This is a genomic window from Microbacterium pygmaeum, from assembly GCF_900100885.1.
Lineage (GTDB): Bacteria > Actinomycetota > Actinomycetes > Actinomycetales > Microbacteriaceae > Microbacterium > Microbacterium pygmaeum.
The window spans coordinates 310,888-329,728 of sequence record NZ_LT629692.1; the positions used below are offsets into that span (position 1 = coordinate 310,888).

General features: G+C 69.8%; 12 protein-coding genes. 4 read left to right on the plus strand and 8 right to left on the minus strand.

Annotated elements, in window-relative coordinates; genetic code table 11:
• Positions 1-29: 29 nt before the first annotated feature.
• From BLT19_RS01405 to BLT19_RS01415, 3 genes are read right to left on the minus strand one after another with little or no spacing between them, the layout of a single operon-like run.
• Positions 30-2,390, minus strand: coding sequence for an ATP-binding cassette domain-containing protein (locus BLT19_RS01405; RefSeq protein WP_091485251.1), 2,361 nt, complete (start codon positions 2,388-2,390; stop codon positions 30-32).
• A gap of 43 nt (positions 2,391-2,433) precedes the next feature.
• On the minus strand, positions 2,434-4,686 hold the full coding sequence (locus tag BLT19_RS01410; protein WP_231917736.1) for an LLM class flavin-dependent oxidoreductase: 2,253 nt from the start codon (positions 4,684-4,686) through the stop codon (positions 2,434-2,436).
• A gap of 10 nt (positions 4,687-4,696) precedes the next feature.
• Positions 4,697-5,275 (minus strand): TetR/AcrR family transcriptional regulator, encoded by a 579-nt coding sequence (locus BLT19_RS01415; protein ID WP_091485257.1) that lies wholly within the window; start codon positions 5,273-5,275, stop codon positions 4,697-4,699.
• Between the two features lie 88 nt (positions 5,276-5,363).
• Between BLT19_RS01415 and BLT19_RS01420 the strand changes: the two genes are divergently transcribed.
• Complete coding sequence (locus BLT19_RS01420; protein ID WP_157681726.1) at positions 5,364-6,569, plus strand: serine hydrolase domain-containing protein; 1,206 nt, start codon at positions 5,364-5,366, stop codon at positions 6,567-6,569.
• A 22-nt stretch (positions 6,570-6,591) separates the two neighbouring features.
• On the opposite strand, the gene BLT19_RS01425 is transcribed toward BLT19_RS01420, so the two are convergent.
• The gene (locus tag BLT19_RS01425; RefSeq protein ID WP_091485263.1) at positions 6,592-7,164 is read right to left on the minus strand and encodes a DNA-3-methyladenine glycosylase I; all 573 of its coding nucleotides are present in this window, start codon (positions 7,162-7,164) and stop codon (positions 6,592-6,594) included.
• Positions 7,165-7,348: 184 nt separating this feature from the next.
• Positions 7,349-9,457 carry an acyl-CoA dehydrogenase family protein gene (locus tag BLT19_RS01430; protein ID WP_091485266.1) on the minus strand — a complete coding sequence of 703 codons (2,109 nt, stop codon included), beginning with the start codon at positions 9,455-9,457 and terminating at the stop codon, positions 7,349-7,351.
• Positions 9,458-9,630: 173 nt separating this feature from the next.
• Between BLT19_RS01430 and BLT19_RS01435 the strand changes: the two genes are divergently transcribed.
• Entirely contained in the window at positions 9,631-10,899 is a 1,269-nt protein-coding gene (locus BLT19_RS01435) for a GNAT family N-acetyltransferase (RefSeq protein WP_157681727.1), read from the plus strand.
• Positions 10,900-10,901: 2 nt separating this feature from the next.
• Here BLT19_RS01435 and BLT19_RS01440 read toward each other — a convergent pair whose 3' ends face one another.
• The 3 genes from BLT19_RS01440 to BLT19_RS01450 form a co-directional block, all read right to left on the minus strand.
• Positions 10,902-12,686, minus strand: a complete 1,785-nt coding sequence (locus BLT19_RS01440; RefSeq protein ID WP_091485271.1) for a glycoside hydrolase family 3 protein — start codon at positions 12,684-12,686, stop codon at positions 10,902-10,904.
• A 48-nt stretch (positions 12,687-12,734) separates the two neighbouring features.
• Positions 12,735-14,654, minus strand: a complete 1,920-nt coding sequence (gene recQ / locus BLT19_RS01445) for a DNA helicase RecQ (RefSeq protein WP_231917914.1) — start codon at positions 14,652-14,654, stop codon at positions 12,735-12,737.
• Positions 14,655-14,793: 139 nt separating this feature from the next.
• The gene (locus tag BLT19_RS01450) at positions 14,794-17,412 is read right to left on the minus strand and encodes a DEAD/DEAH box helicase (protein ID WP_091485276.1); all 2,619 of its coding nucleotides are present in this window, start codon (positions 17,410-17,412) and stop codon (positions 14,794-14,796) included.
• A 72-nt stretch (positions 17,413-17,484) separates the two neighbouring features.
• Between BLT19_RS01450 and BLT19_RS01455 the strand changes: the two genes are divergently transcribed.
• Positions 17,485-17,826 carry a GNAT family N-acetyltransferase gene (locus BLT19_RS01455; protein WP_091493072.1) on the plus strand — a complete coding sequence of 114 codons (342 nt, stop codon included), beginning with the start codon at positions 17,485-17,487 and terminating at the stop codon, positions 17,824-17,826.
• On the plus strand, positions 17,823-18,833 hold the full coding sequence (locus BLT19_RS01460; RefSeq protein WP_407939804.1) for a pirin family protein: 1,011 nt from the start codon (positions 17,823-17,825) through the stop codon (positions 18,831-18,833). The genes BLT19_RS01455 and BLT19_RS01460 overlap by 4 nt, the downstream gene beginning before the upstream one ends.
• Positions 18,834-18,841: the final 8 nt, after the last annotated feature.

Genomic DNA, 18,841 nt, shown 5'->3' on the forward strand with positions numbered 1-18,841 from the left:
GGCCGCCGGAAGAAGGCTCCCGCCGCGGCTCAGCCGCCGACGTACGCCTTCAGGTGCGTCGCGGTCAGGGTCTGGCCGGAGGCGACGAGGTCGGACGGGGTTCCTTCGAAGACGATCAGCCCCCCGTCGTGGCCGGCCCCCGGGCCGAGGTCGATGATCCAGTCCGCGTGCGCCATCACCGCCTGGTGGTGCTCGATCACGATGACGCTGTTGCCCGCTTCGACGAGGCGGTCCAGCATCCCGAGCATGTTCTCGACATCGGCCAGGTGCAGACCGGTCGTGGGTTCGTCCAGCACATAGATCGCACCCTTCTTGGCCATGCTGATCGCCAGCTTCAGTCGCTGTCGTTCGCCGCCGGAAAGGGTGTTCAGCGCCTGCCCGAGGGTGATGTAGCCCAGGCCGACGTCGATCATGCGCACCAGGATGGTGTGGGCGGGCTTCATCGCCTTGAACGGAGCGAAGAACTCCGCCGATTCGGATGCCGACATCGCGAGCACCTCGGCGATGTTCCTGCCCTCCAATTCGTACTCCAGCACCTCGTCGCTGAAGCCCGATCCGTTGCACAGCTCGCACAGCGTCTCGACGGTCTGGGTGAACCCGAGCGTCGTGATGATGACGCCGAGGCCCCGGCAGGCCGGGCATGCGCCCTCCGAGTTGGCGCTGAACAGGGCCGGCTTCACGCCGTTGGCCTTCGCGAATGCCGCGCGGATCGTGTCGAGGATGCCGGTGTAGGTGGCCGGGCTGCTTCGCCGGTTCCCCTTGATGGGCGCCTGATCGACCACGACCACATCGTCGAACGCGGGCACGTTGCCGTGGATGAGCGATGACTTGCCCGAGCCGGCGACGCCGGTGACGACCGTCAGGATGCCGAGCGGGATGTCGACGTCGACCTGCTTGAGGTTGTGCTGGGTGGCGCCGCGGATCTCGAGGTGACCCGTCGCCGCACGCGTCGCGTCCTTCAGGCGCGCCCGGTCGTCGAGGTGGCGACCGGTGATGGTGCCGGAGGCGCGGAGTCCCGCGACGTCACCGGTGTACTGGATCTCGCCGCCGGAGCGACCCGCACCAGGACCGAGATCGACGATGTGATCGGCGATCTCGATCACCTCGGGCTTGTGCTCGACGACCAGCACCGTGTTGCCCTTGTCGCGGAGGAGCTTCAGGAGCGCGTTCATCCGCTGGATGTCGTGCGGGTGCAGCCCTGCGGTCGGCTCGTCGAAGACGTAGCTCATGTCCGTCAGGGCGGAGCCCAGGTGGCGGATCATCTTCGTGCGCTGCGCTTCGCCGCCGGACAGCGTTCCGGAGGACCGATCGAGCGAGAGGTAGCCGAGCCCGATGTCGACGAAGGAGTCGATCGTGGCCCGCAGACCGATCATCAGCGGGGCGACCTCCGGATCGCCCACCGTCGCCAGCCACGCCGCGAGGTCGGTGATCTGCATCGCCGCGGCATCCGCGATGTTGATGCCCTGGATCTTCGATGAGCGCGCGCCTTCGTTCAGGCGCGTGCCGTTGCACTCGGGGCATGCGGTGAACTTGACCGCCCGATCGACGAACGCCCGGATGTGCGGCTGCAGCGAATCGCGATCCTTCTGGAGCATCGACTTCGTCAGCTTGGGGATGAGTCCCTCGTAGGTCATGTTGATGTTCGAGATCTTGACCTTCGTGGGCTCCTTGTAGAGGAAGTCCTGCAGCTCCTGCTCGGTGTAGTCCGCGATCGGCTTGTTCGCATCGACGAAGCCCGACTCGGTGAAGCCCTTCACCATCCAGCCGTCGACGTTGTACCCCGGGACGGTGATGGCCCCCTCGGCCAGCGACTTGGAGCGGTCGAAGATCTCGGCGAGGTCGATGTCGCTCGCTTCGCCCAGCCCTTCGCAGCGCGGGCACATGCCGCCGGTGATCTCGAACGACCGGCGCTCCTTGACCTTCTTGCCGCCCTTCTCGAAGGTGACCGCGCCGGCGCCGGTGACCGACGGGATGTTGAAGGAGAACGCCTGCGGCGAGCCGACGTGCGGCTGGCCGAGTCGGCTGAAGAGGATGCGCAGCATCGCCTGCGCGTCGGTTGCCGTCCCGACGGTCGAGCGCGAGTTGGCCCCCATGCGCTCCTGATCGACGATGATCGCGGGGCTGACGTTCTCGAGCGCGTCGACCTCGGGGCGGTTGAGCTGGCCCATGAACTGCTGGACGAAGGTCGGATACGTCTCGTTGATGAGCCGCTGCGATTCGCTGGCGATCGTGCCGAACACGAGCGAGGACTTGCCGGACCCGCTCACTCCGGTGAAGACGGTCAGCCGCCTTTTCGGGATCTCGACGCTGACGTTCTTGAGGTTGTTCTCGCGGGCGCCGACGACACGGATGACCTCGTGCGAATCGGCGATATGGGCGGCTTCGGGCATGTCGGTTCCTCCGGCGAATCAGACTAGCCCTCAGTCTTGCCGCTTATGCGGACAGCCTGCTTCCTCGATCCTGCTCCGTGCCGACCGCGAAGTTGTCGACGAAGATCGCGTGAGGATCCACCTCGGCCTTGATCGCACGCAGCCGGGCAAGCGTGGCCGGCGGGAACGCCTCGTCGATGCGCTCCGGGCGCAGCGTGCTGTCGAAGCTCAGGTACATCCCCCGAGTGTGCTCGGCCAGCGCCTCCCAGGAGGCGTCGAGCCGCCCCCGAGAGCCGAGCGCCACGACCGAGAAGTTCGCCGAGCGGTGCGCGTAGGCGGTGGCCCCTTCCGGGATGTCGGCGACGGCGCCGCCGACCGAGCGCAACTGGAAGAAGGAGGAGTCGCCGGCCTCCAGCATCCGCTCCGCCGCCTCGGCGAAGCCGGGCGTGATGTGCGCGACCAGCGCCGAGCGCGAATACGGCTCGCCGGAGCCGTGCTGGGGTCCGAGGTCGGCGTTCGCCATGACCTGTGCGTACGTCGTCAGCTGCACGGACTGCTGCACGATCGGTCCCAGCTCGGCGAACGGCTGCAGCCGCGCGATGATCGTGTCCGGGTCGTCGGAATCGACCAACGCGAACAGCTGGGCGACCTGCGGCTGGCCCGGCCGGCGTCCGCCCATCAGCAGGAACGCGGTGAGATCACGCGGAGATGCTTCGACGATGCGGCCGTATCCCTCGAGGAACTCCGCGGTGTCCTCGACCTGGAGCGCCAGTGTCGCCCAGCCGACCTCGCCGATCTCGTCGACCTCGAACTCGAACGAGGTGACGATGCCGATGTTGGATCCCGCACCGCGGATGGCCCAGAACAGGTCTGGCCGGGTCTGCGCGTCGGTCCGCACGATCGAGCCGTCGGCCAGCACGATCTGCGCGGCGCGCAGGTGGTCGATGGTCAGGCCGTGCTCGCGGGCCAGGAATCCGATGCCGCCGGCTGTCGCGAGGCCGCCGACCCCGACACCGCCGTAGTCTCCGGAGCTGAGCGCCCACCCGTGCTCTCCGAGCGCCGCAGCGACCTCCATCCAGCGCGCGCCCGGCCCGATGCGCACGAGCCGGCGCGCCTCGTCGAGCACCTCGATGGCGTTCAGGTGCCGCAGATCGATCACGATGCCGCCGTCGTTGGTGCTGCGTCCGCTGATGCCGTGTCCGCCGCTGCGGACGGAGAGGGGGAGGGTCGGATGCCTGCGCGCGAAGGCCACCGCGTCGGCGACCTGCTGCGGCGAATCGGGCTGCAGCACGATGCCTGGCCGCCCGCCGCGCATGTACGTGGCGCGCACGTCGGCATAGCCGAAGTCGCCCGGCTCGATGGCGACGAGGCCGGCGGGGACGTCGTCGTAGGCGATGCCCTCCCGGCGGGCTGAGAGTGCGGCGGCGGAGCGTGCCGAGACCTCCGCGGTGCCGTTCGCGGCGCGCTCGCGCTCCACGAGCTCGCGGGCCGCGGGCGCCACCTCTTCCCCGTACGCCCGGAGCAGGCGCGGGTCGTCGCCGGCGAGGATGAAGGTGGAGATGCCGTCTTCGATCGCCAGCTGCGCGATCCGCTCGGCGAACTCTCGCGGATCGGCGGCCAGCACACCGATGTTCAGCAGCCGGCGGATCTCCCGCGGGTCGCGTCCGGCGGAGGCCGCTGCCTCGTCGATGGCGGCGTTGCCGCGGCCGAGGTCGCCCGGCTGCATGTAACCGAGGGAGGGCAGCCAGCCGTCGCCCTGCCGACCGGTCAGAGCCAGCATCCGCGGCTTGTAGGCGCCGATCAGGATCGGGATCGAATGGGCCGGTCGAGGCCCGCGCTTGGCGCCGTGGACGCGGTGGTATGTCCCGTCGGTGAAGACCCCGCGACGCTCCTCGGTGTCCCAGAGCTCCCGGATCACATCGATCGCCTCGCCGAGGGCGGTCACCGCCTGACCGGGCGTGAGGCGGGTGCCGCCCATCGCCTCGATCGCGTCCCAGAATCCGCCGGCGCCGAGGCCGAGCTCGAATCGCCCCCCGGAGAGCAGGTCGAGGCTCGCCGCGGCACGCGCGATGACCGCCGGCGGGCGCAGCGGGATGTTGAGCACGTTCGGCGCGATGCGGATGCGCTCGGTGCGCGCGGCCACGAAGCTCATGAGCGTCCAGGTGTCGAGGAACGCCGGCTGGTACGGGTGGTCCTGGAAGGTGACGAGATCGAGACCCGATGCCTCCGCAACTTGCGAGAGCAGCACGGGGGCTTCGGGGTTCGCAGCCGCCGGAGTGAGAAATGCGCCGAACTCGAGTCGGTGTCCGTAGTCCACGGTGGTCCTTTCAGCAGGCCGCGACGGCCGGGATCTGTTGCGTTCGGGGGCCGATGCCCGCCAGGAGGATGTCGAGCAGGATGCTGCGGTCATCGGGCGCGCCGAGACGCACGGCGTGCTCCACGCCGCAGACGAGACGCTGCAGCTGGGCCGGCGAGACGTCTTCACGGACGACGCCGGCGCGCTGCGCGCGCGTCAGGACGGCGGTGTAGCCGGCGAAGACCTCGGCGCGGGCGGCCGCGCACTCGCTGTGCACGACGGGATCCGTGCGTGCGAGGTCGATCAGAACCGCCTCAAGGCCCGCATCTTCGAGTTGCAGCAGCAGCGCCGCGCGGAGGAAGCCATGAAGCGCGCTCAGCGGATCGGGGTTGCGCGCCGCCGCCTCAGAGGCGTCCTGCAGGCGGCCGAGCGAGTCGATGCTCAGCGCCTCGATGAGGGCGTGCACGGTCGGGAAGTGCCGGTAGACCGTTCCGATGCCCACGCCGGCGTCGCGGGCGACATCGTTGAGCCGAAGCGCCCGCACGTCGTGGCTGCGCGCCGCCGCGAGGATCCGCTCGCGACTGCGCGCGGCGTCGGCCCGGAGAGTCATGACGTCAGTCTACGCCGAAAACGGATGAGTTATCCGTTTTCGACGATCTGACGGCGAGGTGAAGCGGGTCGGGCGCTACAGTTCCCCCATGAAGCGTGCGTCTGTGATCGTCCTGGCGATGGCGGGCATCCTCGCCGGCTGCACCGCCGGACCCGCTCCGTCGCCGACGACAGGCACGAGCGCGACGCCGGTTCCCGTGGCCGGCTCCGAGTGCCCGGCCGGTACGAACCCGCGCGATGACCTGTGCCTCGCCGATGACCCCTTGGCCGATGATCTCAGTCGCATCCTGCACACGCAGTTCACCGACGCGCAGCTGAAGGCGACGATCGCGGGCGTGTGGCACAACGGTGATCCGGTGCTGATCGGCGCGCTCGGAGAATCGATGACCGGTGTGCCGGCGACCCCCGACATGCACCACCTGCTCGGCAACCTCTCCACGCCGATGTTCACCACCGTGGTGCTCCAACAGGTGCAGGCCGGCCGGCTGTCGCTCGATGACCCGCTCTCGGACTGGTTCCCTGACCTGCCCGCCTCCGAGCAGGTCACGATCGACATGCTGCTGCACAACACGAGCGGCTACCCGCACTACACCGAGATCCCGGCGTTCCTCGATCGCCTGTGGGCGGATCCGTTCCAGCAGTGGCCGATCCAGGATCTCGTCGACATCGGCGTCGCAGGCGGTCCGGTGTTCACACCCGGTACGGACTGGCTGTTCTCCGACACCAACACGCTCATCCTGCAGCAGGTGGTGGAGGAGGTCTCCGGGCGTCCAGTCGGCGAGCTGCTCCGAGAAGGTGTGTTCGACGCGCTCGGGATGGACGATTCGACCGCGGCCTTCGACGCCGATTGGCCCTCGCCCGTGCTGCACGGCTACAGCGACGAGCGGGGGGTCTGGGAGGACGTCACGAACTGGAGCCCGACGTGGACCTACACGGCGGGCGGCGTGGGCGCCGATCAAGCGGACGTGGCGGTCTTCCTGGACGCACTGGGCGAAGGAACGCTCCTGAGCCCGGAACTGCACGACCTGCAGTTCGCCCCGAGCACGGCCGGACTCGGTCGGTTCACCGACCAGCAGTACTGGGCGATGGGATTCCTCCAGCTGGACGGCTGGATGTTCCTCAATCCGGGCCTGTCCGGCTACTTCGGGGCCGGGGGGACGTTCCCCGAGGAGGGTTGGACGATGGTGGTCTACACGACGACGAGTCAGGACGGCGATCAGTCCGCGCCCACAGCGACCGATATCTTCCGTCAGTTCACGGCGGTCGTCACGCCGGAGCACTCCCTGGTGCAATAGCCGTCGCGAGGTAGACGGCCGGTCAGTGTGCGCGCCAGCATCCCACCACATGGTCATCGACCATGCCCGCCGACTGCATCAGCGCGTACATCGTGGTCGGGCCGACGAAGCGGAACCCGCGCTTGCGCAGCGCCTTGCTCATCGCCACCGACTCGGGAGTCGTCGCCGGGACGTCCGAGAACGTACGTGGGCGGGGGGAAGCGGATGCCGGGGCGAACCCCCACAGGAACGCATCCAGCTCGCCGGGCTGAAGGTCGAGCATGAGCCGCGCGTTGGAGATCGTCGCGTCGATCTTCGCGCGGTTGCGGATGATCCCGGCGTCCTGCATCAGCCGCTCGACGTCGGTCTCGTCGAACGCCGCGATCGCCGCGGGCTCGAACCCGGCGAACACCTCGCGGAAGTGCGGGCGCTTGCGCAGGATCGTGATCCACGAGAGGCCGGCCTGGAAGCCCTCAAGGCTCATCTTCTCGAACAGCGGCCGGTCGCCGTGGAGCGGGACGCCCCACTCCTCGTCGTGATAGCGCCGGTACTCGGCGTCATCGCCCACCCATGCGCATCGCGCGACGTCGTCCTCGCCCACCCGCACATCGGTCACGGCCCCACCCTACGGCGCGCCCCCGACGCCGAGACCCTGGGGAACGCGCCGAGAGGGGGCCCCGACGTCGAGACCGGGGCATCGCGCCGAGACCCGGGCGCGGACACCCGGGTCTCGGCGCAAGCCCCGGGTTTCGGCGTAACACCTGGGTCTCGGCGCAAGTCGCGGGTCTGGCGCCTGCGCGCTACTTCTGCTTGTTCGCGAGCTTCTCCGAGATCGGAGCGTTCCCCGACTCCGTCAAGGCGCGGTAGTACTCCCGGGCCTCGTCCTGGCGCTGCTGCTCGGCGCCCGACGCGATCGAGGCGCGCACGTGCTCGGGCTCGTACCCGAACGCGTCCACGAGGTCCTGCGCGTGCGGACGCAGCCGCAGGCACAGCCGGTCGATGTACGACGAGACCGCGCCCGCCCGCTGCGCGGACAGCCGACCGTTGATCAGGTACCACGCGAGGTGCTTCTCGATGAGTCCGAGGCCGAACAGGTCGCGCAGCCACGTCAGCACGCGCTTCGTGCCCTCGTGCTCGATCCGGTCGACGGCGTCGGTGAACGCCTCCCACTGCAGCAGCTCGGCGTGTGCACGCGCCGCTTCGATCAACTCGGACTGGTTGGCGTTGAAGATCGCCGCCGCCTCGGTCGGGGACAGTTTGGATGCCGGACGCAGGCGTCCCGCGACGTCGGTGACCATCTGCTGCACACGGCCGGCGAGCAGCTCGTGCTGCTGGTCGGCGCGGAGGCCCCGCTCGACGGCGCGGGCGGTGGAACCGAAATCGCTCACGGTCTGGCCGAGCTGGCGAAGACCCGCGCCGTGGAACACCCGGCCCGCGGTCTGACCCACGGCGAACTTCGCCAGGGTCGCGGCATCCGCCCCCTTGAACTGCTTCGCGAAGTCGCTGAGCAGTCGCTTGCCGACCAGCTGCAGCAGCACGTTGTTGTCGCCCTCGAACGTCGCGTAGATGTCCAGGTCGGCGCGGAGGCCGACGAGGCGGTTCTCGGCGAGGAACCCCGACCCGCCGCATGCCTCGCGCGCCTCCTGGAGCGTGTCCAGCGCGTGCCACGTCGACAGCGGCTTGAGTGCGGCGGCGAGAGTCTCGAGATCTTCGCGGTCGCCGTCGGTGTCGGCCTTGCCGCTGAAGACGGCGTCGAACTTCTGCAGGAACTCGTCGTGCGCGAAGATCGACGCGTACGTGGTCGCCAGGCGTGGCAGCAGCCGGCGCTGATGCTTGCCGTAATCGAGCAGCACCACCTCGTCGGTCCCCGCGCCGGAGTCGAACTGTCGACGCTGGTTCGCGTACGTGATCGCGATGTCCAGACCGAGCGCCGATGCCCACGAGGCAGAGCCGTCCAGCGAGACCCGGCCCTGGACCAGGGTGCCGAGCATCGTGAAGAATCGGCGCCCCGGGCTCGAGATCTTGCTGGAGTACGTGCCGTCGGCGGCGACGTCGCCGTACTTGTTCAGGAGGTTGGTGCGCGGAACGCGCACCTGGTCGAAGTGCAGCCGGCCGTTGTCGATGCCGTTCAGGCCGCCCTTGAGCCCGTCGTCCTCGCCGCCGATGCCGGGGAGGAACAGGCCGTGCTCATCGCGCAGCGGCACGTAGAAGCAGTGCACGCCGTGGTTCACGCCGTTCGTGATCAGCTGTGCGAACACGGTCGCCGCGACGCCGTGCAGCGCGGCGTTGCCGAGGTAGTCCTTCCACGCCGCCCGGAACGGCGTGTGGATCACGAACTCCTCGGTCTCGGGGTCGTAGGTGGCGGTGGTGCCGACGGCCGCGACATCGGATCCGTGACCGGTTTCGGTCATCGCGAAGGCGCCGGGGATCTCAAGACTCATGATGCCGGGAAGCCACTTGTCGTGGTGCTCCTTGGTGCCCAGCTGCAGCACCGCCGACCCGAAGAGTCCCCACTGCACGCCGGCCTTGATCTGCAGGCTCGGGTCGGCCGCGACGAGTTCGACGAAACCGGCGATGTTCGCGCCGTTGTCCTCGGCGCCGCCGTACGCCTTCGGGAAGGCGCGGTGCACGCCGCCCTGGTCGACCAGAAGGTGCAGCTGGCTGAGCACGCGCTCGCGGTGCTCCGCCATGCTCTGGCCGTCGACCCGCCAGAATGCGGGGTCCTTGATCATCTCGCGCGCTTCGCGCCGGGTGTCCGCCCAGGTGCCCAGGAGCAGGTCGGTGACCTGATCGACGTCGATACGGGGTTCGGATGCCTCGGCCGCAGTGTGCGCTGCGGTGGGAGCGCCGCCGGCCGGCGTGCGCTTGCTGGTGGCGGGCTTGGTGGAACGGACGGCGGCGTCGGCCATGCTGCATCCTTCGACGGGATGGAAGGGGGAAGAGGTTCCCTCCCACGGTAGGACTTCCACAAGCAGCATCGAAGTCCGTTGGACGATTCATCCAACACCATTGGACCGCGTCGGACGAGGCGATTGTGCGGTCCCGACAGCGCGGCGACAATGGCGGCGCGGAAGGAGCCGACATGGATGTGAGCCTCGTGGCGTGGGGACCCGGTGACCTGCCCGAGCTCGAGCGGGCCAACACCCCCGAGATGACGGCCTTCCTCGGCGGCCCGGAGTCCGCCCAGCAGCTCGTCGAGCGCCAGGAGCGCTACCTCCGGCTGAACGCGAGCGGTGAGGCGCACATGTTCCGCATAGACGCGGACGGGCAGTCGGCGGGCGGCATCGGCTGGTGGCAGGTCGACCACGACGGGGTGCCGGCGTACGAGACCGGCTGGCACGTCTACCCGGAGTGGCAGGGCCGAGGAGTTGCGAAGGCCGCGCTGCGCGAGGTCATCCGGCGTATCGCCGCGACCGGCGACCGCGACCTGCTGGTCGCGTACCCCGGCGCCGAGAACGGCGCCTCCAATGCGCTCTGCCGCACGGCCGGCTTCAGCCGGCGGGGTGGAGGCACGATGCCCTGGCGCGGTGGCGAGCTCACCTTCCACACGTGGGTGCTCGACCTCTCGCCGCTGGACCTGGACGGGCGCGTGGCCGACTTCGACGAGCGATTCGACGGCGGCGTCCTCGATGAGACTTCATGGTGGCCCCACTACCTGCCGCACTGGTCATCGCGGGAGCGCACTGCGGCACGGTACGAGCTGGGTCCGGCCGGACTGGAACTGCGCATCGAGGAGACCACGCCGGCCTGGTCACCCGAGTTCGACGGCGGCGTCCGGGTCTCGCACCTGCAGACCGGGCAGCTGTCCGGGCCGGTCGGCTCAGGTCGCGGTCAGCACCGGTTCCGCGAGGGACTGGTGGTCCGCGAGGCGCAGCCGGAACGCCGGCTGCTGCTGCCGCGCTTCGGCGTCATCGAGGTCCGGATGGCGGCGGTGCGTCACCCCGCCGCCATGGTGGCGCTGTGGCCGATCGGCTTCGAGGAGGAGCCCGAGCAGTCGGGTGAGATCTGCATCGCGGAGATCTTCGGCGCCGACCTGGACGAGTCCGGCGGCTGGGTGGGGGTGGGTCTCAAGCCGCAGCACGATCCGCGGCTGCACGAGGACTTCGAGAAGGTGCGCGTGGAGGGCGATCTCACCGAGTTCCACGACTATGCCGTCGAGTGGTCGGCGGACGGCATCCGCTTCTTCATCGATCATCGCTGGGTCAAGACGGTCGCGCAGCGCATCGACTACCCCGTGCAGCTCATGCTCGATGTGTACGAGCTGCCCTCGGCGGGCGGCGTGCGCGACATCGCCGCATTGCCGCACGTGCTGCGCGTGGAGCGGGTGCGGACCTTCCCGCCGAGGGGATAGCGCTACAGCGTGAGGCCGTGCCCGAAGCTGAACAGCGGGTTCTCGGTGTCGAAGGGAACGTCGGGGCGGGATGCCTGTGCCGCGGCCATGCTGCGCGGCACATCGAACGGCAGTCTGCCCTGCGCCGGGGCGACGCCGGTCAGGACGTCCAGCAGAGCCCCCGGGCTCGCGCCCCAGTTCGCGACGACGGCGGCTGTCGAGTGGACGATCGGCTCGAGGATGGCCGGGCGGTCCAGGAACACGTCGACGATCGTGGGCACCTGCGCCGCGATCTCGTCGACGTGCGCGAGCACGTCGCTCGGGAAGTCGAGCGACCCGGCGTGGAAGTGGTCTTCGAAGGGAGTGCCGCGCAGCTCGTAGGGAGCGTGCAGGCGCAGGATCGCGACGTCGGCGTCGGCGGGCGAGGTCACGACGGTGCCGTAGGCGCCGGCCACGGCCGAATCGATACCCTCGACGTACATGCTGAGTCCGGGAGGGAGTGGAAGCGTCGGGGCGCCCGAGGCCCCCGGCTGATTGGTGAGCACCGTGATCGATGCGCGCTGCGCAGCCTCGCCCGCCGCGCGGAACGGCTCGCTGCCGACGATGGCGTCCGCGGCGTCGACGTCGACGAACGGGTCGTCGAAGAGGCCGAGGGTGATCTTCTCGCGGAGCAGCCGTCGGACGGAGACGTCGATGCGCTCCTGCGACACCCGGCCGTCGCGGACCACATCGACGACCAGGTCGGGGCAGAACTCCCCGCCGAACTGGTCCACGCCGGCGTCGAGCGCGGCGACGAGGCGCTCGTGCGGCGAGAGGTGCTCGAGCCCCCACGCGCGGGCGGGATACGGGTGGCCCATGATCGGCCGGTCGTTGATCACACCCCAGTCGGCGCAGACGATGCCGTCGAAGCCGTAGTGCTCGCGCAGCAGCCCGGTGATCACCGACTTGTTGAAGGCGAACCCGACCTCATCGTGCTCGGTGCCCACCGGCATGCCGTAGTACGGCATGATCTGGCTCGTGCCGGCGGCGAACGCCGCTTCGAAGGGGACGAGGTGCAGGTCGAACTGCCCGCCCGGGTAGACCTGTTCGCGGCCGTAGTCGAAGTGCGGGTCCTCGCCGTCCTTCTGCGGTCCGCCTCCGGGGAAGTGCTTGGTCATCGTGGCCACCGACGCGGCGCCGAGGTGCTCGCCCTGGAATCCCCGGATGTAGGCCGCGCCCAGCTCGGCGGTCAGTTCGGCGTCCTCGCCGAAGGTCTGCAGCTGGCGCGCCCAGCGCGACTCGGTCGCGAGGTCGACCTGCGGGTGCAGCGCCACTCGGATGCCCACCGCGGTGTACTCCTGACGCGCGACGTCGGCGAAGCGGCGGACCAGATCCGCATCGCGGATGGCGGCGAGACCGAGCGTCTCCGGCCATTTCGAGAACGGGCCGGAGAGGATCGCCGCCCCAGGGTTGTCGCTGAAGTGGTTGCGGGGATCGGACGAGATCGTCACCGGGATCCCGAGCCGCGTCCGCCGTGCGCGCTCCTGCAGCGCGTTGTGCCAGCGGGCGATGTCGGATGCCGCATCCTGCGCGCCGAAGAGGTTGAAGTGCGTCATGTGCAGGTCGCCGATGAAGGCGTCGTTGGAGGGCAGGCCGAACGCGGGCTCCGCATCGGCAAGCGTTCCGCCTGGACCCGCGGTGATCATCGCGTGGAAGAGCTGGCCGGCCTTCTCCTCCAGCGTCATCTCGGCCAGCAGGAGCTCGATGCGCTCCTCGGCGGAGCGGGCGGAGTCGAACCAGGGTCGGGGATCAGCGGCGTCATTGCTCATGCCGCCATCATAAACCTAGTGGCCGCTAGGTTTTCAACGAATCGATCGTCAGTACGCGGCGGCCACGACCGCGAGCACCGCGGCACCGTAGGCCTCGCGCTTCTTCGCGCCGATGCCGGTGATGCCGTCCAGATCGGCCAGTGACGCCGGCCGGTGCTCCGCGAGGGCGCGCAGGGTCGCGTCGCCGAACACGATGTACGCGGGCATCCCCTGCTCCTTCGCGACGCCGGCGCGCCATTCCCGCAGCGCCTCGAAGACCGGACGGTTCGATGCATCCACCGCATCCGAGGCGGTTTTGCGGGCACGGCTGCCGCCCGCGCTCGCGCCACCGCGCCCGAGCACATCGCGCCGGAGGGGCACTGGGGCCTCGCCGCGCAGCACGGCTCCCGCCGGCTCACCGAGGGCGAGGGTGGCGTACTCACCCTGCGGCACGAGGATGCCGCGGGCCAGCAGCTGCCGGATGACGCTGCGCCAATCCTGGTCGGACAGATCGGCGCCGAGCCCGTACGTGGTGAGGCGATCGTGCCCCTGCTCTCGGATGCGGTCGGTCGACGCACCGCGCAGGATGTCGACCAGGTGGCCGGCGCCGAACGCCTGGCCGCGCTCGCGCTGGAGTCTGACGATGGTGGAGAGGAGCTTCTGGGACGGCACGAGCCCGTCCCAGGTCTCGGGTGCTTCCAGGCACGTGTCGCAGTTGCCGCACGGACCCGAGTCCTGCCCGAAGTATCCGAGCAGGTTCTGGCGCCGGCATCCGACCGTCTCGCAGAGCGCCAGCATGGCGTCCAGATGCTGCCCGAGTCGCAGCTTGTACGTGCGATCGCCCGGTGACTGGTCGATCATGCGGCGCTGCTGGACGACGTCGCCGAGGCCGTACGCCATCCATGCGACCGACGGCTCGCCGTCGCGGCCGGCGCGGCCGGTCTCCTGGTAGTACCCCTCGACGGATTTGGGCAGGTCGATGTGGGCGACGAAACGCACGTCGGGTTTGTCGATGCCCATGCCGAACGCGATCGTGGCGACCATCACGACGCCGTCTTCACGCAGGAAGCGTGCCTGATGCCGCGCGCGCATGCCCGCCTCGAGGCCGGCGTGATACGGCAGCGCGTCGATGCCCTGGGTCCGCAGATATTCGGCGGTCTGCTCGACGCTCTTCCGGCTGAGCGCGTAGACGATGCCCGCCGAGCGCTCCGGCTGCGACCGGATGAACGCCAGCAGCTGCTTGCGAGGCTCGACCTTCGGCTCGATCCGGTACTGGATGTTCGGGCGGTCGAAGCTCGCGACGAAGTGCTCGGCGGCGGGCAGCTTCAGCCGCTCGGTGATCTCGCGGTGGGTCGCCGCTGTGGCGGTGGCGGTCAGCGCGACGCGCGGGACGCCGGGGAACTGCTCACCGAGATCGCCCAGTAGGAGGTAGTCGGGCCGGAAGTCATGGCCCCACTGCGACACGCAGTGCGCTTCGTCGATCGCGATCACGCTGAGCGTTCCACGCTGGAGCAGCCCGCGGGTCGCCGGGCTGGACAGGCGCTCCGGTGCGACGTAGATCAGGTCGAGCTCACCCGACAGGTATGCGCGTTCGACGGCGGCGCGCTCGGCAGGCGCCTGGGTCGAGTTCAGATAGGCGGCGCGCACGCCGTTGGCCGTCAGCGCGTCGACCTGATCGTGCATGAGCGCGATCAGCGGGCTGACGACCAGGCCCGTGCCGGGCCGCACGAGCGCCGGGATCTGGTAGATCAGGCTCTTGCCGCCGCCGGTGGGCATGAGCACGACGGCGTCGCCGCCGGCAACGAGCTGATCGATCGCCGCAGCCTGATTGCCCCGGAACGCGTCGTAGCCGAAGACCGTGTGCAACGCCTCGGCAGGTGTGGCGTAGCGGGAGGGGGTGGCCCGGGGAACGGCGGGCGGATCGGATCGTCGAGCGGATGCGGGAGCCCCGGGCGCCCCGGCGAAGGCGGCGTCATCGGGAGGCGGCATCCATCCCTCGGCGGGTGGCTCCCACTCGTCGGGAGGAGCGTCGGCGTCGTCCCAGACGACATCCGCATACGGGTCGCCGGTCGGGATGCTCACCGACCCAAGGGTAGCCCGCGCGACCGACACGTTCGCCCGTGCGCGCTCAGAGCCGGACCACCTCGGTGATCCGCACGATCGCGGCGCCCTCCGCTTCGGAGGCGGCGAGGTCGACCTCGCCGCGGATGCGCCAGTCGTGATCCTGCGCCGGGTCATCGATCGTCTGCTCGACCCGCCAGAGACCGGATGCCGCGGCATCCGTCTCATCCACCGCGACGAGCCGCGGCGAACGGGCCGGCCCGCCGGTGAGCATCTCGTCGTGCTCGTCGAAGTACGCGTCCAGGGCCGCCGACCAGTCCACGTCGGGGTCCAGCTCGTTCAGCTCGTCGTCGCGCTGCAGCGCCGCCAGTCTGACGCGCCGGAACAGCTCGTTGCGCACGAGCACCAGGAACGCCCGGCGATTGGTGAGCACCGACGCAGGTGCGGGCGGGACGACCGGCGCAGTCGGGTCGAGCACCGGATTGATGAGGCTCTCCCACTCGTCGACGAGGCTCGAATCGACCTGACGCACCAGTTCGCCGAGCCACTCGATGATGTCCAGCAGCTCGGGCGTGCGCGCCTCGGAGGGCACGGTCTGGCGGATCGCCCGATAGGCGTCGCTGAGGTAGCGCAGGACGAGCCCCTCGCTTCGGGCCAGCGTGTAGGTGGAGATGAACTCGGCGAACGAGAGTGCACGCTCGAACATGTCGCGCACCACCGATTTCGGCGACAGCTCGAAGTCGCGGATCCACGGCTGGCTCGAGGCGAACACCTCGTAGGACTGGGCGAGCAGTTCATCCAGTGGCTTGGGATAGGTGACCGCTTCGAGCAGCTCCATGCGCTCGTCGTATTCGATGCCCTCGCGCTTCATCGCCGCGACCGCTTCGCCCCGCGCCAGGAACTGCTGCTGGCTGAGCACCGGCCGCGGGTCGTCGAGGGTCGACTCGATGACGCTCACCACGTCGAGCGCGTAGTGACCGGAACCCGCGCTGCCTGGCGCGTCGGCCGCCGCGCCGCCGTGCCGGGTCTCCACCTCGGGATCGAGAAGCCCGATGGCGGCGAGCGCGAACGGGGACAGCGGCTGGTTCAGCGCGAAATTCGGCTGCAGGTCGACCGTGAGGCGGATGCGCGGCCCGTCGAAGGACTGCTCCCCTGTCGCCAGGCGGCCTTCCGCGACGCCGGAAGGGCGGTTCGCGACGGCGGAGGCGTCCGGGGGCGACACCGTGACGACCTCGGCGGCCACGAGCGTCCGGAAGATCGCGATCGCGCGTCGAGCGAGCTCGTACCGCCGGGCGCGGGATTCGTGGTTGTCGAAGACCAGCGAACGCACGTTGGCGAACACGTCGCCGCCGCGGGCGATCACGTTGATGAGCATCGCGGCGCTCAGCTGCAGGTGCGGCTCGAGCGGCTCGGGCTCGGCGGCGACGAGGCGCTCGAAGGACGCCTCGCCCCAGTTGACGAAGCCCTGAGGAGCCTTCTTGCGGACGATCTTCTTGAGCTTCTTGGGGTCATCGCCCGCTTTGGCCACCGAGACGGTGTTCTCGATCTCGTGCTCGGGCGCCATCACCACGACCGTGCCGGCGGTGTCGTACCCCGCGCGCCCCGCCCGCCCCGCGATCTGATGGAACTCGCGGGCGCTGAGCTGGCGCATCCGCTGTCCGTCGTATTTGGTGAGCGCGGTGATCAGCACCGTCCGGATGGGCACGTTGATGCCGACGCCGAGGGTGTCGGTGCCGCAGATCACACGCAGCAGGCCGCGCTGGGCGAGGGTCTCGACGAGCCGCCGATACCGGGGCAGCATGCCCGCGTGGTGCACGCCGATGCCGGCACGGACATACCGCGACAGGGTGCGGCCGAATGCGGTCGTGAACCGGAACCCGCCGATCGCCTCGGCGATCGCGTCGCGCTGCTCGCGGGAGACGACCTTCACCGACGAGAGCGCCTGCGCACGCTCCATCGCCGCCGCCTGAGAGAAGTGCACGACGTAGACCGGCGCCCGGCCCGACGTCAGCAGCTCTTCGACAGTCTCGTGCACCGGCGTCCGCGCGTAGGAGAAATGCAGCGGAACCGGCCGCTCGACGCCCGTGATGCGCGCCGTCTCGCGGCCGGTGCGCCGTGAGAGGTCGGCGGCGATGTCCGTCACGTCCCCGAGGGTCGCCGACATCAGCACGAACTGGGCACGCGGCAGGAGCAGCAACGGGACCTGCCACGCCCACCCGCGATCGGGATCGCCGTAGTAGTGGAACTCGTCCATCACGACCTGGTCGACGTTCGCATCGGCGCCTTGGCGCAGGGCGAGGTTGGCGAGGATCTCGGCGGTGCAGCAGATGATCGGGGCGTCGGCGTTGACCGACGAGTCACCGGTGACCATGCCGACGTTGGCTGCACCGAAGATGTCCACCAGCGCGAAGAACTTCTCGCTCACGAGGGCTTTGATGGGCGCCGTGTAGTAGGAACGGCCGCCGCGGGCAAGGCACGCGGCGTGGGCGGCGATCGCGACGAGCGACTTGCCCGTGCCGGTCGGCGTGGACAGGATCACGTTGGCGCCGGAGACGATCTCGATGGCCGCCTCGTCCTGGGCCGGATACAGCCGCAGCCCCTGGTCGGCGGCCCACTCCACGAAGCCCTCGTACACCGCATCGGGGTCGGCCCCGAGCGGGGCGCGCTCGAGCAGTGACGCGGGCATCGTCCGAGTCTGCCAGGCCTGGTGGAATGCGAGGTGCCCGCCTACGTTGAATGCAGGGACGAAGGGATGCTGATGAGCAACGATTCCACGACCGAGACGACGTCGCAGCAGAGCGAGAAGAGGGTCGTCCGCAACGACGAGAAGTCGCGGTACGAGATCTGGGTGGGCGACCAGCTGGGCGGCTTCACGGAGTTCGAGATCGACGCGCAGCGGCGTGCCGTCTTTCCGCACACCGAGGTGGATCCGGCGTTCGGCGGCCAGGGTCTGGGCGGGACGCTCGTGGGCGAGGCGCTCGCCGACGTCACCGCGCGCGGTGAGACGATCGTGCCGCTGTGCCCCTTCGTGAAGAAGTACCTCAGCCGGAACGAGGTCGCCGGCGCGGTGATCGACTGGCCCGGAGGACCGCGGGCGTGACCAGGCTGGACTCCCCAGCGGCGCTGGCCGCGCCGCCGGACACCGAGGCGCCGGAGGCGTGCGACGGACCGCGGGCGCTGCTGCTGGAGTTCCGCGAGGTTCCGCTGGGTGGAGTCCGCGGGATGGAGGTGCACCGTGCGCTCCCGCAGCGCGACCTCCCGCTGGTGGGCGCGTGGTGCTTCCTGGACCGGTTCGGTCCGCAGGAGACGCGCATGCGCGTGGAGCCGCACCCGCACATCGGCCTGCAGACGGTCACCTGGCCGTTCGTCGGCGACGTCCGGCACCGCGATTCGGTCGGCAGCGACGTCGTCGTGACCCGCGGCGCGCTGAACCTGATGACCAGCGGCGCGGGGATCTCGCACTCCGAGTACTCCTTGGGCGATGAAGCCGTCCCGCTGGATGCGCTGCAGCTGTGGGTGGCACTTCCCGAATCGCGACGCCACGGGGTGCCCGCCTTCGAGCGGCACGATCAGCTGCCGGTCATCGCGCTGTCCGACCCGGTCGACGAATCGCCGCGTGCCGAGGCCACGGTCGTCCTCGGTGAGCTCGCCGGGGTCATCTCTCCCGCCAGCGCCTACACGCCGATCGTGGGAGCCGAGATTCGCATGCCGGCCGGCTCCCGCATCCGTCTGCCGCTGCGCGAGGACTGGGAGTACGCACTCGTGGGCGTGGGAGGGGTCGTCGCGGTGACGACCGGCCCCGACGAATCGGAAGCGACCGATCTGGACCGCCGACACCTGCTCTACCTCGGCATCGGGCGGACCGAGGTCGAGGTGGCCACCGAGGAGGACGCCGTCGTGTTCCTGCTCGGCGGCGAGCCGTTCGAGGACGAGATCGTCATGTGGTGGAACTTCGTGGGGCGAACGCACGAGGAGATCGTCGAGGCGAGGGATGCCTGGGAGGGCAGCGCTGCGCGGTTCGGCCATGTCATCGACCACGGCGACGAGCGCATCCCGGCACCGCCACTGCCCGGCGTCCGTCTCACCCGTCGCCGCCGGCACATCTGATCTCGCCT

Excerpts from the sequence above, each read along its gene's own strand:
- BLT19_RS01455 (WP_091493072.1), top strand. The coding sequence starts at position 17,485 with ATGAGCAACGATTCCACGACCGAGACGACGTCGCAGCAGAGCGAGAAG.
- BLT19_RS01430 (WP_091485266.1), bottom strand. The coding sequence starts at position 9,457 with ATGGCCGACGCCGCCGTCCGTTCCACCAAGCCCGCCACCAGCAAGCGC.
- recQ (WP_231917914.1), bottom strand. The coding sequence starts at position 14,654 with ATGCCGCCTCCCGATGACGCCGCCTTCGCCGGGGCGCCCGGGGCTCCC.
- BLT19_RS01420 (WP_157681726.1), top strand. The coding sequence starts at position 5,364 with ATGAAGCGTGCGTCTGTGATCGTCCTGGCGATGGCGGGCATCCTCGCC.
- BLT19_RS01405 (WP_091485251.1), bottom strand. The coding sequence starts at position 2,390 with ATGCCCGAAGCCGCCCATATCGCCGATTCGCACGAGGTCATCCGTGTC.
- BLT19_RS01440 (WP_091485271.1), bottom strand. The coding sequence starts at position 12,686 with ATGAGCAATGACGCCGCTGATCCCCGACCCTGGTTCGACTCCGCCCGC.
- BLT19_RS01435 (WP_157681727.1), top strand. The coding sequence starts at position 9,631 with ATGGATGTGAGCCTCGTGGCGTGGGGACCCGGTGACCTGCCCGAGCTC.
- BLT19_RS01415 (WP_091485257.1), bottom strand. The coding sequence starts at position 5,275 with ATGACTCTCCGGGCCGACGCCGCGCGCAGTCGCGAGCGGATCCTCGCG.
- BLT19_RS01450 (WP_091485276.1), bottom strand. The coding sequence starts at position 17,412 with ATGCCCGCGTCACTGCTCGAGCGCGCCCCGCTCGGGGCCGACCCCGAT.